General features: G+C 72.1%; 11 protein-coding genes and 1 tRNA gene. 1 reads left to right on the plus strand and 11 read right to left on the minus strand.

What is annotated here, in order from left to right; all coding sequences use genetic code 11:
• Window positions 1–22: 22 nt before the first annotated feature.
• The 10 genes from OG361_RS13550 to OG361_RS13595 all read right to left on the minus strand — a co-directional run bounded on the left by OG361_RS13550 (window position 23) and on the right by OG361_RS13595 (window position 12,768).
• Window positions 23–913, minus strand: a complete 891-nt coding sequence (locus OG361_RS13550; RefSeq protein WP_405853557.1) for a YceI family protein — start codon at window positions 911–913, stop codon at window positions 23–25.
• 118 nt (window positions 914–1,031) lie between these two features.
• On the minus strand, window positions 1,032–1,892 hold the full coding sequence (locus OG361_RS13555) for an arylamine N-acetyltransferase (RefSeq protein ID WP_405853558.1): 861 nt from the start codon (window positions 1,890–1,892) through the stop codon (window positions 1,032–1,034).
• A gap of 40 nt (window positions 1,893–1,932) precedes the next feature.
• Window positions 1,933–3,201, minus strand: a complete 1,269-nt coding sequence (locus OG361_RS13560; protein ID WP_405853559.1) for an MFS transporter — start codon at window positions 3,199–3,201, stop codon at window positions 1,933–1,935.
• A gap of 5 nt (window positions 3,202–3,206) precedes the next feature.
• A complete protein-coding gene (locus OG361_RS13565) occupies window positions 3,207–3,830 on the minus strand; it encodes a winged helix-turn-helix domain-containing protein (RefSeq protein ID WP_405853560.1) in 624 nt (207 codons plus the stop codon).
• Window positions 3,831–3,873: 43 nt separating this feature from the next.
• Entirely contained in the window at window positions 3,874–6,393 is a 2,520-nt protein-coding gene (locus tag OG361_RS13570) for a ComEC/Rec2 family competence protein (RefSeq protein ID WP_405862231.1), read from the minus strand.
• A 113-nt stretch (window positions 6,394–6,506) separates the two neighbouring features.
• Entirely contained in the window at window positions 6,507–7,160 is a 654-nt protein-coding gene (locus tag OG361_RS13575) for a helix-hairpin-helix domain-containing protein (protein WP_405853561.1), read from the minus strand.
• Between the two features lie 489 nt (window positions 7,161–7,649).
• Entirely contained in the window at window positions 7,650–8,495 is an 846-nt protein-coding gene (locus tag OG361_RS13580) for a DegV family protein (RefSeq protein WP_405853562.1), read from the minus strand.
• A gap of 96 nt (window positions 8,496–8,591) precedes the next feature.
• Complete coding sequence (locus OG361_RS13585) at window positions 8,592–9,368, minus strand: hypothetical protein (RefSeq protein WP_405853563.1); 777 nt, start codon at window positions 9,366–9,368, stop codon at window positions 8,592–8,594.
• Between the two features lie 160 nt (window positions 9,369–9,528).
• Window positions 9,529–12,402: a leucine--tRNA ligase gene (gene leuS / locus OG361_RS13590; RefSeq protein WP_405853564.1), complete on the minus strand. Its 2,874-nt coding sequence runs from the start codon at window positions 12,400–12,402 to the stop codon at window positions 9,529–9,531.
• A 293-nt stretch (window positions 12,403–12,695) separates the two neighbouring features.
• Window positions 12,696–12,768, minus strand: a tRNA-Ala gene (locus tag OG361_RS13595).
• A 124-nt stretch (window positions 12,769–12,892) separates the two neighbouring features.
• Here OG361_RS13595 and OG361_RS13600 point away from each other — a divergent pair.
• A complete protein-coding gene (locus tag OG361_RS13600) occupies window positions 12,893–14,248 on the plus strand; it encodes a glycosyltransferase 87 family protein (RefSeq protein WP_405853565.1) in 1,356 nt (451 codons plus the stop codon).
• Here OG361_RS13600 and OG361_RS13605 read toward each other — a convergent pair.
• Window positions 14,227–14,460, minus strand: a complete 234-nt coding sequence (locus OG361_RS13605) for a hypothetical protein (protein ID WP_024756723.1) — start codon at window positions 14,458–14,460, stop codon at window positions 14,227–14,229. The two genes, OG361_RS13600 and OG361_RS13605, sit on opposite strands and share 22 nt — an antisense overlap.
• Between the last annotated feature and the right edge of the window lie 97 nt (window positions 14,461–14,557).

Here is a 14,557-nt window from a genome sequence, read left to right on the forward strand (position 1 = left end):
CCCCGCCCCGGGAACGCGGCTGTCAGCCCTGCGCGCTCTTGGGGACGATCTGGATGTCGAGGTCGATGCTGATGCTCGACCCGACGGCCGCGATGCCGCGCGCGAGCAGCGTCTGCCAGGTGAGGGTGAAGTCTTCCCGGTGCAGCTCGGTGGTGGCCCGGCAGGCCCCCCGGGTCTCGCCTTCGAGGCCGTTCCCGAGGCCCAGGTACTGGGTGTCGAGGGTGACGGTGCGGCTGACCCCGTGGAGGGTGAGCGCTCCGGTGACGGCCCAGCGGCTGCCGCCCCGGTGGACGAAGCGCTCGCTGTAGAACTCCACCGTCGGGTACGCGCCGACGTCGAGGAAGTCGCCCGAGCGCAGATGGTCGTCGCGCATCTGCACCCCGGTGTCGATGGAGGCGGCGTCGATGACGACGTGCATCGCCGACTGCTCCATGCGGTCGGCGATCCGTACCGCGCCCGCGAAGCCGTTGAACCGGCCGTGGATACGGGCCAGGCCGATGTGGCGGGCGGTGAAGCCGATCTGCGAGTGCAGCGGGTCGATCTCCCAGTCCCCCGGTTCCGGGAGCTGGGACTGCGGGGCGATCTGGAGCAGGACGTCGCCGACGCCCGTGTGCCCGCCCTCCTGGACGACGGCGCTGCCGTGGTACGGCGTGTACCCCTCGGCGGTGACCGCGAGCCGGTACTCGCCCGCCGGCACGGTCGCGAGCGCCGTGCCGTACGGGTCGGTCTCCCCGCCCAGCACCTTGCGGCCCACGGTGTCGCTGAGGACGAACTCGGCCTGCCGGACCGGTTCGTGCACGGGGTCGAGGACGCGGCAGCTCAGCAGCCCCGCCGAGGCCGGGACGGTGAGACCGGCGAGCGGACCGCCTCGTGCGGCCCCGCCCGCCCTCTTCCCGAAGAGACGATCGAACATTCTTCACGCACCCCCGCATGACTCGTTCGCTATGCAACGAAGTCGCATTCGATCATCGTTGAGGCGTTCGAGGCAAACGAGCGATGTGTTACCGAGGGTCCGAATTGAGAATTCCGCTTCAGATGTTCCGCGCAGCGACGACCGGCAGATCGTCGAGCGCGATGCCGAACAGGTCCCGGTACACGCCCCGCACCTCCTCGTCCCCGTCGAGGAGCCGCTCGACGCGCTCCCCCTGGGCACGGGTGATCAGCTTCCGGTCGCTCAGGGTGATCCGGCCCTCCTCCGTGAGCAGGGAGCAGACGAGGGAGCGCGGAAAGTGCGAGTCGGGCGAGGTCCGGTGATACCAGGCCCCGGCCCTGAAGTCCGCGAGCTCCCGCGACCGCGGCTCCAGCCGGTACTGCGGCTTCCCGTCCCGCAGCACGTCCAGATCGCCGTCCACGGCCTCCTGGACGCGGAAGCGGCCGCCGGGGTCCTCCTGGTCCCCGCGCTCGTCGAAGGCCAGCGGGTAGTGGCTGTGGTCACCGAAGCCCACGTCGGCCAGCCACCGCTCGCCGTCGAACGTCTCCACGAGGACCGCCATGTGGTCGTACGGGATCCCGAGCCTCCCCTCGGCGTCGACGACCCGCGCCTGGAGCAGCGAGACCCGGTAGCCGAGCTCCCGCAGGAGTACCGCGAACGTGGTGTTGACCTCGTAGCAGAAGCCGCCCCGGTGGTCGCCGACCACCTTGTCGACCAGCGCCTTCTCGTCCAGGACGATGTCCTCGCCGAGATGGATCGAGAGGTTCTCGAAGGGCACGCTCAGCAGGTGACGCAGATGCAGCTCGCGCAGGGCGGCCGCGTCCGCGCGAGCGGGCCGCTCCGCATTGATCCGCGCCAGGTAGGCACCGACGTCCGGAAGGGCGGAGGTCGCGGGGACGGAGTCAGACGGGCCGGGGGTCGAAGGGACGGAGGTGTCCTGTTCAGAACTTTCAGCACTCATACGGGAAGTCTCCCCCCTGCCCAGCGCTCTCGCCGAGCCGTCACGCCGCCCCGACAGGGGCCGACTCCTCTTCCCTCGCGGGCAGTTCACGCATGCGCGGCAGCGGCGAGGGCAGCAGCCAGAGCACGGCGAGGACGGCTCCGCCGGTGGCGATCCACAGCGTCGGGTGCAGCCCGATCGCGGTGCCGAGCAGACCGCCGGCGAGCGCGCCGAGGGGCCGGAAGCCGTGGTTGAGCGTGCGGTACGCGCCCATGACCCGGGCCCGTACGGCGTCGGGGATCAGCGCCATCTGGAACGATCCCGCGGCGATGTCCACGATCATCACCCCGACACAGGAGAGGAACTCCGCCACGAACAGCACGGCCACCACCAGCGGAAGCGGACCGCTGGCCAGGGGTATCAGGAGCAGGGGCAGCGTGAAGCCGAGGAAGCCGACGACGAGCGAGGCGCCTATGCCGATCCGCCGGACGACCGCTCCGCTGCACACGGCCCCGATGAGGCCGCCCACCGCCCCGGCCGCGAGGATCAGGCCGAGCAGCCCCGCACCGATGCCGAGTTCGGTGGTCACGTAGAGCACGAAGAGGGTGTGGAACATGTAGTTGAAGAACTGGACCGTGCCGGAGGAGGCGAACAGCGCGCGCATCGAGCGCTCGCGGAGCACCCAGCGCAGGCCCTCGGTGAAGTGCCCCTTGGCCACGGGGGCCGGCGGCGGCTCGACGGGCTTGATCCGGGCCAGGTAACCGGCCGACAGCACATAGCTGAGGGCGTCGGCGATCAGGGCGAGGGGCGCGGTGAGGACCTGCACGAGGATGCCGCCGATCCCCGGTCCCGCGAGCCAGGCCGTCGAACGGCTGCCGTTGACCAGCGAGTTCGCCTGCACATACCGATCGGTGGGAACGAGCGCGACGAGGAGCGTGACGTTGCAGACCTCGAAGAGCACGGTGAGCGCGCCGATCCCGAAGGCCACCACGTACAACTGGCCGAGCGTCAAGGCGTCGAGCGCGTAGGCCACGGGCAGGGTCAGCATCAGCCCCGCCCGCCCGAGGTCGGCCGCGATCATGGCGCGTCTGCGGTGGGCCTGCCGGTCGGCCCAGGCGCCGAGCGGCAGGTTGAGCAGGAGAGCGGGAAGGAGCTCGGCGGTCTTGAGCCAGCCCATCGCGGCGGCGTCGGCGCCGAGGATCAGGACGGCGGCCAGCGGGATCGCGATGAGCGAGATCTGGTCCCCGACGAGGGAGATCGTCTGCCCGGTCCAGTAGCGGCGGAAGGTCCGCTCGCGCAGCAGTGCGGGTATGCGTTCCACGAGGGCCATCTCACTCACTCCTCTTCTTGGTTCTGGGGGATTTCCTGGTCCAGGTAGGCAATCCGCAGGACACTGACGGCCCGGGATCCCTCGGGCCTGAGGGACGGGTCGGACTCGCGTCCCTCGTAGGGCCGGAGCAGTGCGTCGATCCGCTCTCCGAGGCCGGTCAGCTCCTCCGGAGTGAGGTAGAGCAGGGAATCGCCGAACTGCTCGGCCTCCCGCCACTCCTTCGGCAGCGACTGGCGGTTCTCCATCGCTCGGGTGACCCGCTCGAAGTAGCGCTCGGCGACGGCGGCGCTCAGCGCGTCGGCGGCCTCCGCGAGCGTCGCGTCCTCGCTGTACTCCGGCCACTCCGTGTACCGGGCCGTGGCCCGCCAGGGCTTCTCCCGCCCCCGGCCGCCCGGCGCCTCCTCCACGAGCCCGTACTTGGCGAGTATCCGCAGGTGGTAGGAGCAGCTGGCCACGGACTCGCCGGTCAGCTCGGCGGCCCGGGTGGCGGTGAAGGGTCCGCTGCTGCGCAGCAGCCCCACCAGGGACATCCGCAGGGGGTGGGCGTAGGCACGCAGGGCGCGCGGGTCAGTGAGTCGGATACTGCGGGGCTGCTCGCCCCCGGGGCGCGGTTCGCTGGTCTCCGGCATGATGAAAAGGTATCTTTAGAAAGACTTCTTTACAAGCATTTCCTTACATCCCGCCCTTCGGCACGGCGACGAGCCCGCGCCCTGCCCCCACCACCGCGATCGCCCCGTCCCGGTCGGTCCGCAACACCCGCGCCCCACCGGCCCGCAGGGCCTCCACCGTCCGGGGCGAGGGGTGCCCGTACGGGTTGTCCCGCCCCGCCGACACCAGCGCGAGACGCGGCCGCACCGCCCGTATCAGCCCTGGGTCCTGGTGCGCGGACCCGTGGTGCGCGACCTTGACCACGTCCACCGGCCCCAGCTCCGGACGGCTCCTCAGAAGCGCCCGCTGAGCCGGTGGTTCGAGGTCACCGAGGAGCAGCAGGCTCAGCCCTGCGGCGGTGCGTACGAGGAGGGTGACACTGGCATCGTTCGCCCCGCCGACCGACACCCCGGCACCGCCCGCCCCTCCCGAACCGGTCACCCCCATGGAGTCCGCCGGCGGCCAGAGCACCCACCACTCCAGGGCCCCGGCTCTCCGGTGCTCCCCCGGCCCCGCGCGGACCAGCGGAACCCCCGCCGCGGCCGCCGTCCGCCTCACGAACGCCGCCTGAGCGGGCGGCTCTTCGAGCCCCGTGGTCTGGATCGCCCCTACCGCCCGACCCCGCAGCACCCCCGGCAGCCCTGCCACATGATCGGCATGGAAGTGGGTGAGCACCAGCAACGGCACCCGCCGCACCCCGAGCTCCCGCAGACAACGGTCGACCGGTACGGGGTCGGGGCCGGCGTCCACCACGACGGCAGCGTCACCGCCCGCCGCGAGCACCGTCGCGTCCCCCTGCCCCACCTGGCACATCGCGAACACCCAGCCCGGCGGCGGCCACCCGGTGACCCACCGGGCCAACGGCACCGGCCGGGCGACCGCGAGGAAGAGCAGCGCGGCGACGAACGCGCCGATCCACCCCCGGTACGCCAGCCTGCGCACCCCGAGCACCACGAGCCCCGTCAGCACCGCCAGGATCAGCCCGCCCCACCACCCGCCGGGCCAGGCCAGCTGCGCCCCCGGCAGCTCCCCTCCGGCACGCGCCACCCCCGCGATCCACCCGGCAGGCCACCCCGCCACCCACGCCACACCCTCCGCCGCCGGCTCCCACACCTGCGCCAGGCCGAGCGCGGCGAAGCCGAGCACCGTCGCGGGCGCGACCGCCAGTTCGGCGAAGAGATTCGCCGGGATCGCGACCAGACTCACCCGGGCGGCGAAGACCACCACGACGGGTGCGCACACCGCCTGCGCCGCGAGGGCTGCCCCCAGCGCCTCCGCGAGCCGTCCGGGCACCCGGCGCCGCCGCAGCGCCTCGCTCCACCGCGGAGCGACCGTCAGCAGGGACCCCGTGGCCAGTACCGAGAGCAGGAATCCGTAACTCCGCGCCAGCCAGGGGTCGTAGAGCACCAGGACCAGGACGGCGGCGGCCAGCGCGGGAATCAGCGATCTCCGGCGCCCGGTGGCGATCGCGAGCAGGACGACGAGCCCGCAGGCCGCGGCGCGCAGCACGCTCGGATCGGGTCGGCAGACGATGACGAAGGCCAGTGTCAGCACTCCCCCGGCCACCGCGGTCGCCCGCAGGGACAGCCCGAGCCAGGGAGCGAGCCCGCCCCGCTCCACCTGGTGCGCCCTCCCGGGGCGCCCGATGAGCAGAAGCAGAACGACTCCGAGGTTGCTTCCCGAGACCGCCAGGAGGTGGGTGAGGTCGGTGGCCTCGAAGGCGTCCCGCAGTTCGGGCCCGATCCGCGAGGTGTCCCCCACGACCAGTCCCGGCAGCAGGGCCCTCGCGTCCGGAGCGAGACCCTCGGTCGCTCTCCGCAGCCCGGCGCGCAGTTCGCCCGCCGTGCGCTGCGCCGCGCTGGGCGGACCGACGATCCGCGGCGGACCCGCTCCGTCGACCTTCAGCACCGCGGCGAACGGCTCTCCGGGCCGCAGCGGCGGCGCCAGCCGGGCCCCGACCCGCAACCGGGTCGAGGGGAGGAGCCGCAACCACTCGGCCCGCCCCTCCCCCGGCGCCACGATCAGCAGCACGGGCGCACGTGTCCGGTGGGCCGCACCGTCCGGCCGCTCGACCCGGGTCACCTCGCCGTCCAGGACGACCGAGACCGGCGCCATCGCGTTACCGCGCACCCGGGGCCGGGTGAGCCGCGGATCGGAGGTCACCGTGACCTCCAGCTCCGCCCGGACGTACTCCCGCGCCATGGCGGGTACGGGACCGCGCCGCAGGTCCGCCGCGTGCAGCCCCGCCGAGGCGGCCCCGGCCGCGGCGCAGAGCAGGACCCCCGCGCACGCGGTCGCCCGCAACCGCCGCCCCGGCGTCACCGGAGTACCGCCTGTCGCCCCCGACCCCCCGCCCGAGCCGTCGACCGCCCTACCGACCTCGCCGACCTCGCCGATCCCACGCGGACCACGGATGCGGTCGAGCCACCGGGCCGGCGCCGGAGTGAGCAGAACCGCCGCCCCCACCAGGCAGACCGTGACACCTGCCACCGTCCACCATCCGGTGACCCCCACCGCGCACGCCGCGGCCGCCCAGGCCGCCATTGCGAGGGGCACGAGCCGCAGGTCGGCCGGCCCCTCCGCCCGCGAAGACCACGCGGCACGCTCCCGCCGCTCGCGCCGCTCTTCCGGTTCCGCGTCCACCGCCCCGGTGCCGCTCACGGCCGGACCAGTGGTTCGAGGTCGGCGAACCGGCGTTCTCCGATGCCGTTCACCTCCCGGAGCTCGGCCACCGACCGGAAGCCGCCGCGCTCCGCGCGATGGTCGACGATGTGCTGCGCGAGGACCGGACCGACGCCGGGCAGGGTGTCGAGCTGCTCCACGGTGGCCACGTTGAGGCTCAGCGGCGTCCGCGGCCCATCGGTCCCGCCGCCGGAGGCGGAGCCGCCGACCGCCATCCCCGGCAGCCCGACCAGGACCTGCTCCCCGTCCATGAGGACCCGGGCCCGGTTGATCCCGGTGAGATCGGCTCCGGGTTTCGCCCCGCCGGCGGCACGCAGGGCGTCCGCCACACGCGAGCCCGCGGGCAGGGTCAGCACCCCGGGCCTGCGCACCTTGCCGCCCACGTCGACGACCACCTTCGGCACGCCCGCCACCGCGCCCGGCCCCTGTTCCCGCCCCGGTCCCTGTTCCGGTCCCGGTCCCTGCGTGGCGGGTGCCGCGGCCACCGGCACGGCACGGACGATCTCCGGAGCACGCACCGGCTCCGGCCGCCCCGTCCAGAAGTACCCGCCCGCGAGACCGGCGGCCACGAGCAGGACCACCGTCAGCGCGGCCAGCGCCCGTGGTTCGAGCCCGCACCGCGTCTGCACCCACAACGGAGTCCGCTCACGCAGCGCCGCCGAAAGCCGCCCCCGCGCCCCGCCCGGCGACACCGACGGCACCGACGGCACCGACGGCACCGACGGAGCAGGTGGAGCAGGTGGATCTGACGGAGCAGACGACACCGGCGCCTCCGCCGGCGGCGCCACCGCCGGGAACAGCGCCTCCCCCCGTCGCCGTACGACGCCCGCGGGCACGTCGACGGCCCGGCGCACCCGGGCGCGCCGCCGGGCCCGCCCAGGGGGCGAACCGCGCCCTCCGGGGCGGCTGCGCCCCTCCGAACCCGGCGCCCTGCCGGGCCCACTCGTCGGAGTCCCCGGCCTGCCCGCGGATCCGGTGGTGATCGATGCGATACGTGTACGAAGAGCCATGTCCGTGACGGTAGAGATCACGAACGCCCCGTGCGGGTCGCACCCGATTCCCGTGGACAGGCCCTCGCCTGTGGATATCTCCGTCACCCTCTCGGGGGACGGGCGCTCTCAGCGCGGTGAGACGACGACCGCGAGAAGGCCGGGCCCCGTGTGGGCGCCGATGACTGCCCCCACCTCGCTGACCTGGAGTTCCTCGATTCCCGGGATCCGCTCCCTGAGCCGGTCCGCCAGCACCGCGGCGCGCTCCGGTGCGGAGAGGTGGTGGACGGCGATGTCGACGGAGCCGGAGCCGGCCCGCTCCACGGCGATCTCCTCCAGGCGCGCGATGGCCTTCGAGGCCGTTCGCACCTTCTCCCGCAATTCGATCCGCCCGCCGTCCAGTTCGAGGAGTGGCTTCACCGCCAGCGCGGAGCCCAGCAGCGCCTGTGCGGCGCCGATGCGGCCGCCCCGGCGCAGATAGTCGAGGGTGTCGACGTAGAAGTAGGCGGAGGTTCCCGCGACGCGCTTCTCGGCTGCCGCGACCACCTCGTCGAGTGAGCCGCCCGCCTCCGCGACCTCCGCGGCGGCCAGGGCGCAGAAGCCCAGCGCCATCCCGACCATGCGGGTGTCCACGACCCGTACCGGCACGGGGGCGTCCTTGGCCGCGAGCACGGCGGCGTCGTAGGTACCGGAGACCTCGGCGGACAGATGGAGCGAGACGACACCCCGCGCCCCCGCCTCGGCGGCTTCGCGGTAGGCCGCGGCGAAGACCTCGGGGCTCGGCCGCGAGGTGGTGACGGGACGCCGTTTCTGCAGGGCCTCGGCGAGGGAGCGGGCCGAGATCTCGGTGCCCTCCTCCAGGGCGCGGTCGCCGATGACGACGGTCAGCGGGACCGTGGTGATGGCGTGCCGCTCCATCGTCTGGGGTGGCAGGTAGGCCGTGGAATCGGTGACGATCGCGACATGCCGGGACATGAGCGGGAGGTTACCCGCCGGGACCACGGCACGGCAGCCCGGCCCCCCGCCGGGCGATCCTCCGCGCTCCGTCCGACGTCACGAGGAGCCGCTCCGTCAGGTGGTGGTCTCCGGGCGGGCCGACTTCTCCCACGGGTAGGCGGACCGCCGGGGATCGGGCGCGGTGATCGCGGACGGCTCTCCCCCGACACCGGGACCGGCCGCCCCGGAGACAGAGCCGGGCGCGGACCCGGCCGCGGACCCGTGAGCAGCCCCAGAGCCGGGAAACGCCCCAGGAACAGCCTCCGAAGCGGTCCCCGGCGCCACCGAGCCCGGCGCGGTCTCCGGGCCGTCCCAGTGGCGCAGGGCGCCCGCCTCGACGTCGATCTGGGCGCTCAGCGACGACAGGTCGTCCTCGGCGAACTTCAGGGCCCGGTCCCGGGCGGCCCGGCGCAGTGCGTCGGCCGACCCCGTGATCTGCTCCGTCCGCCGCCTGAGCTCGCCGAGCTGCCCGGACACCCACGCCCGGTCGGGCTCCCGCTCCATGCGCTTGAGGTCCCCGTCCAGTTCGATCCCGTGGGCGCTGAGCCGGTGGAACAGGTCGAGCGACTCCTTCAGTGAGGCGTCCTCACCGACACCCGCCTGCAGCGCCTCCTGTGTGGCCCGCATCGAGGTGCGCAGCGAGAGCCTCAGCCGGGCCAGCTCGCTCGCGACCCCGGCCTGGCCGAAGCTCTTGGCCTTCAGCGTGGTGTCCTCGACCGTGCGCCGGGCCTGGTCCAGGGTGCGGTCCACCCCGCGCTTGGCCGCCTTGGCCACCTTCACGGTGACGTACACCCCGAGCGCCACAAAGGCGAAGAAGAGCAGCGCCATGATCGTGATAATCGCGGCTTCCATGTCCGCCCCTCCGGCATCCGTCGAGTCCCCACGACTGTGGTTCCTCCACGGTAAACGGAAAGGGCAGGCCAGGGGTTCCATCGGAACCCCCAACCTGCCCGTAGGGGAAACCCCCCATGCCTCCGGCAGCGCTGCCGTCAGCCGGCCACGATCGCCTCCGTCAGCCGGCCACGATGTTGACCAGCTTCGGCGCGCGCACGATCACCTTGCGGATCTCCGCGCCGCCCAGCGCCCCGACCACGTGCGGGTCGGCCAGCGCCAGCGTCTCCAGCTCCGCGTCCGTGATCGACGGGGAGACCTCCAGGCGGGCCTTGACCTTGCCCTTGATCTGCACGACGCAGGTCACGGTCTCGTCGACGACGTACGTCGGGTCGGCGACCGGGAAGCCCTGGTGGACGACCGATTCGGTGTGCCCCAGCTTGCGCCACAGCTCCTCGGCGATGTGCGGGGCCAGCGGGGCGACCAGCAGCACCAGCTGCTCGGCGACCTGCCGGGGCAGCGCGCCACCCGACTTCGTCAGGTGGTTGTTCAGCTCGGTGACCTTGGCGATGGCGGTGTTGAAGCGCATGGCCGCCATGTCCTGGGCGACACCGTCGATCGCCTTGTGCAGGGCGCGCAGCGTGTCCTCGTCGGCCGCGGTGTCGACGACGGTGACCTCGCCGGTCGACTCGTCGACGACGTTGCGCCACAGCCGCTGCAGCAGTCGGTACTGGCCGACCACGGCGCGGGTGTCCCAGGGGCGCGACACGTCCAGCGGGCCCATCGCCATCTCGTACAGGCGCAGGGTGTCGGCGCCGTACTCGGAGCAGATCTCGTCCGGCGTCACCGCGTTCTTCAGCGACTTGCCCATCTTGCCCAGGACGCGGCTGACCTTCTCGCCCTCGTACCAGAAGGCGCCGTCCCGCTCCTCGACCTCGGCCGCCGGCACGGCGATGCCGCGCGCGTCCCGGTAGACGAAGGCCTGGATCATGCCCTGGTTGTACAGCTTGTGGAACGGCTCGGCCGAGGAGACGTGGCCCAGGTCGAACAGCATCTTGGACCAGAAGCGCGCGTACAGCAGGTGCAGCACGGCGTGCTCGGCGCCACCGACGTACAGGTCGACGCCACCGGTCGGCATGCCCTCGCGCGGGCCCATCCAGTACTGCTCGACGGCGGGGTCGACCAGCTGCTCGGAGTTGCGCGGGTCCAGGTAGCGCAGCTCGTACCAGCAGGAACCGGCCCAGTTGGGCATGGTGTTGGTCTCACGGCGGTAGTTCCGCGGGCCTGCGCCGTCGCCCAGGTCCAGGGTGACGTTGACCCAGTCCTCGTTGCGGGACAGCGGGGTCTCCGGCTGCGTGTCCGCGTCGTCCGGGTCGAAGGTGCGCGGCGAGTAGTCCTCGACCTCGGGCAGCTCCAGCGGCAGCATCGACTCGGGCAGCGAGTGGGCGACGCCGTCCTCGTCGTAGACGATCGGGAAGGGCTCGCCCCAGTACCGCTGGCGGCTGAACAGCCAGTCGCGCAGCCGGAAGTTGACGGTGCCCTCGCCGATGCCGCGGTCGGCCAGCCAGGAGGTGATCTTCGCCTTGGCGTCGACGACGCCCAGGCCGTCCAGCGAGATCCCGTCGTTCGCGGAGTTGATCAGCTTCGCTTCGTAGGAGGCGAAGGCGTCGTCCCAGGCGGACGGGTCGGTGCCACGGTCGTCGCTCGGCTCCACGACGCAGCGCATCGGCAGCTCGAAGGCGCGCGCGAAGGCGAAGTCACGGGTGTCGTGCGCCGGGACGGCCATGATGGCGCCGGTGCCGTAGCCCATCAGGACGTAGTCGGCGATGAAGACCGGGACCTGCTCGCCGCTGACCGGGTTGGTCGCGTAGGCGCCGGTGAAGACACCGGTCTTGTCCTTGGCCTCGGCCTGCCGCTCGACGTCGGACTTGGAGGCGGCCTGCTTGCGGTAGGCGTCGACGGCCTCGGACGGGGTGGCGTGCCCGCCGGTCCACACGTCGTGGGTGCCCTCGGGCCAGACGGCCGGGACGATCTTCTCGACCAGATCGTGCTCGGGCGCCAGGACCATGTAGGTGGCACCGAACAGCGTGTCCTGGCGGGTGGTGAAGACGGTGATCGCGCCGGTGTCGCCGACCTGGAAGTCGACGCGGGCGCCCTCGGAGCGGCCGATCCAGTTCCGCTGCTGCAGCTTGATGGCCTCGGGCCAGTCCAGCGCGTCCAGGTCGTCCAGCAGGCGGTCCGCGTAGGCGGTGATCCGCATGTTCCACTGGCGCAGCTTGGACTTGAAGACGGGGAAGTTGCCGCGCTCGGAGCGGCCGTCGGCGGTGACCTCCTCGTTGGCCAGGACCGTGCCCAGGCCGGGGCACCAGTTGACGGGCGCGTCGGAGGCGTACGCCAGGCGGTACTCGCTCAGGACGTCGGAGCGCTCGGCGGCGCTCAGCTCGCTCCACGCGCGCGTGCCGGGGACCTCACGGGTGCCGTTCTCGAACTGCTCGATCAGCGCGGCGATCGGACGGGCCTTACCGGCCTCGTCGTCGTACCAGGAGTTGAAGATCTGCAGGAAGATCCACTGGGTCCACTTGTAGTACTCCGGGTCGATCGTGGCGAACGACCGGCGCTTGTCGTGGCCCAGACCCAGCCGGCGCAGCTGGACCTTCATGTTCTCCATGTTGGCCTCTGTGGACACGCGCGGGTGCGTGCCCGTCTGCACGGCGTACTGCTCGGCCGGCAGGCCGAAGGCGTCGAAGCCCAGGGTGTGCAGCACGTTGTGGCCGGTCATACGCGCGTGGCGGGCGTAGACGTCCGTGGCGATGTAACCCAGCGGGTGGCCGACGTGCAGTCCCGCACCCGAGGGGTACGGGAACATGTCCATGATGAACTTCTTGGGCCGGGCGGCGACCTCGGGGTCGCCCGCCAGGTCACCGGAGGGGTTCGGAGCCTCGTACGTGCCCTCGGCGTCCCAGAAGTCCTGCCAGCGTGCCTCGATGTCGGCGGCCATGGCAGCCGTGTAGCGATGCGGGGCCGCCGTCTCGGCGGCCGTATTGATCTCGGTCATGGTCCTTGAAGCTCCATCGATCGTCTCTGCCCACTGCCGCGAAATGAAAAATCCCCTCGCACAGGAGGGGAAGCCGCGCCGACTCCGACGGGATGACGGTCATCGGGACGACAGTCATGCGCCGGTTTTGTTCAGCGCGGCTCGGTAAGCAGGAGGCGTACGGCACGCATGGCGCCAGGGTACCGCAGGGCCCGCACGGGCCGCACCGGCGTTCCACGCGTGGACACATGAAGAACAGACACGGGCACACGAAGAAGCGGGCCACCCGATCCGGGTGACCCGCTTCTTTTCTGTGGAGCTAAGGAGAATTGAACTCCTGACCTCCTGCATGCCATGCAGGCGCTCTACCAACTGAGCTATAGCCCCTTGTGCTTTCCCGTCTCCGTTTCGGTTTCCCTCGCGGCGACAGACAGAACATTAACCGGCTCCCCGGCAGATCTCCAAATCGATTCCCGGACCCCCTCCGACCAGCCGGGTAGGGTCGCCGACTGTGTCCGTCTCCGTGCTCTCCAAAACCCGCGCCCGGCCGTGGCCCCTGGCCACCGCCGCGGCGGTCTGCCTGCTCTCGTTCGCGGCCTTCTGGGTGGCGCAACGCCTCGCCCACGTGAACATGCTCGACGTGATGGTCTATCGGGCCGAGGGAGAGACGGTTCGGGCCGGCGGAGACCTGTACGCGATGCGCGCCACCTCGGCGAACCTCGCCATGACCTATCCGCCCTTCGCGGCTCTGCTGTTCGTCCCGCTGACCCTGGTAAGCGTCCCGCTGATGCGGACGCTCGCCACCGCGGGCAACCTGCTCCTGGTGGTCGCCCTGGTCCAGCTGTCGCTCCAGCTGGTCCGCCCGGCGCTGTCCCGGACGGACCTGTGGCGTACGACGCTGTGGGTCGCCGCGGCCGTGGTCTGGTGCGAGCCGGTGTGGACGACGCTGCGGTACGGCCAGATCAACCTGCTCATAGCGGTGGCTGTCCTCTGGGACCTCACCCGCCGCGAGGGCAGCCGCTGGGCCGGCCTGGGCATCGGTCTCGCGACCGCGGTGAAACTCACACCGGGGCTCTTCGTGGTCCTTCTGCTCGCCGCGGGTCTCCTGCTGTGGCGCCGCGACCGGGCCTGGAACCAGTGGCTGCGCACGGGGGTGACGGCGACCGGGGTGTTCCTGGCGACGACGCTGGCCGTGGCGCTGGCCCTGCCGGCGGACTCGAAGAGGTTCTGGACGGAGACGCTCTTCGCGACCGGCCGGGTCGGCTTCGCCGAGGAGACCGCCAACCAGTCCATCAGCGGTGTCCTGGCCCGCCTGATGCACACGGACTCCCCGGGCGTCTGGTGGCTGCTGACCGCCGCCGTCCTGGGCGGTGTGGCGATGGTCCTGGCGGTACGGGCCGCGCTGTGCGGCGACAAGGCGGTGGCCGTGATCGTCTGCGCGTTCACGGCGCTGATGATCAGCCCGATCTCGTGGTCCCACCACTGGGTCTGGTGCGTGCCACTGCTGATCCTGCTCGCGGACCGCGCCACGCGCGCGTGGCCGGTGACCGGTGCGGTGGCCCTGGCCTTCGCCTCGTTCGCGCTGTGGTGGGTGCCACACGACCCGGGCCGCCCCGAACTGGACCAGAACGCGGGACAGATGCTGCTGTCCGCCGTCTACCCGCTGACGGCCACGGCGCTGCTTGTGGGGTACGTGCTGACGCTGCGGCGTCAGAACCTCGGAGGGCAGACCCTCGGAGGTCGGGCGCAAGAGTCCCAGGCCCCGGAGTCCCAGGACCTGGAGTCCCCGGCCCCGGAGCCTCATGCCCCGGAGTCCCGGGCCCCAGAAGCTCAGGCTCTCGGGCGTCAGGCTCTGGCGAAGGAGTAGAACCGCTTGAGGGTGCAGTGCTCGTCGAGGAGCCGGCCGTAGATCGGCTCCCCCTCCAGCTCGCGGTACGTCTCGATCGGGTCGCCTTTTATGATCAGTGCCCGCGCGCACTCCTCGCACCAGTACTGGAACTCGGGGTTGACGGGGTCCATGTCGCGCACGATGGGCGTACCGCTGCCACACCAGTCGCACTTCCGCCTGTGTGCACCCATCAGTCAGCTCCAGCTGTGGCCGCAGGCCGTGCACCCATAGGACACCCTGCCGTTGTCGCCGAGCACTTGGGTCACCCTCCCGTCCGGATCCTGGTCC

The sequence above is a fragment of the Streptomyces sp. NBC_00090 genome, assembly GCF_045160815.1.
Classification (GTDB): Bacteria; Actinomycetota; Actinomycetes; order Streptomycetales; family Streptomycetaceae; genus Streptomyces.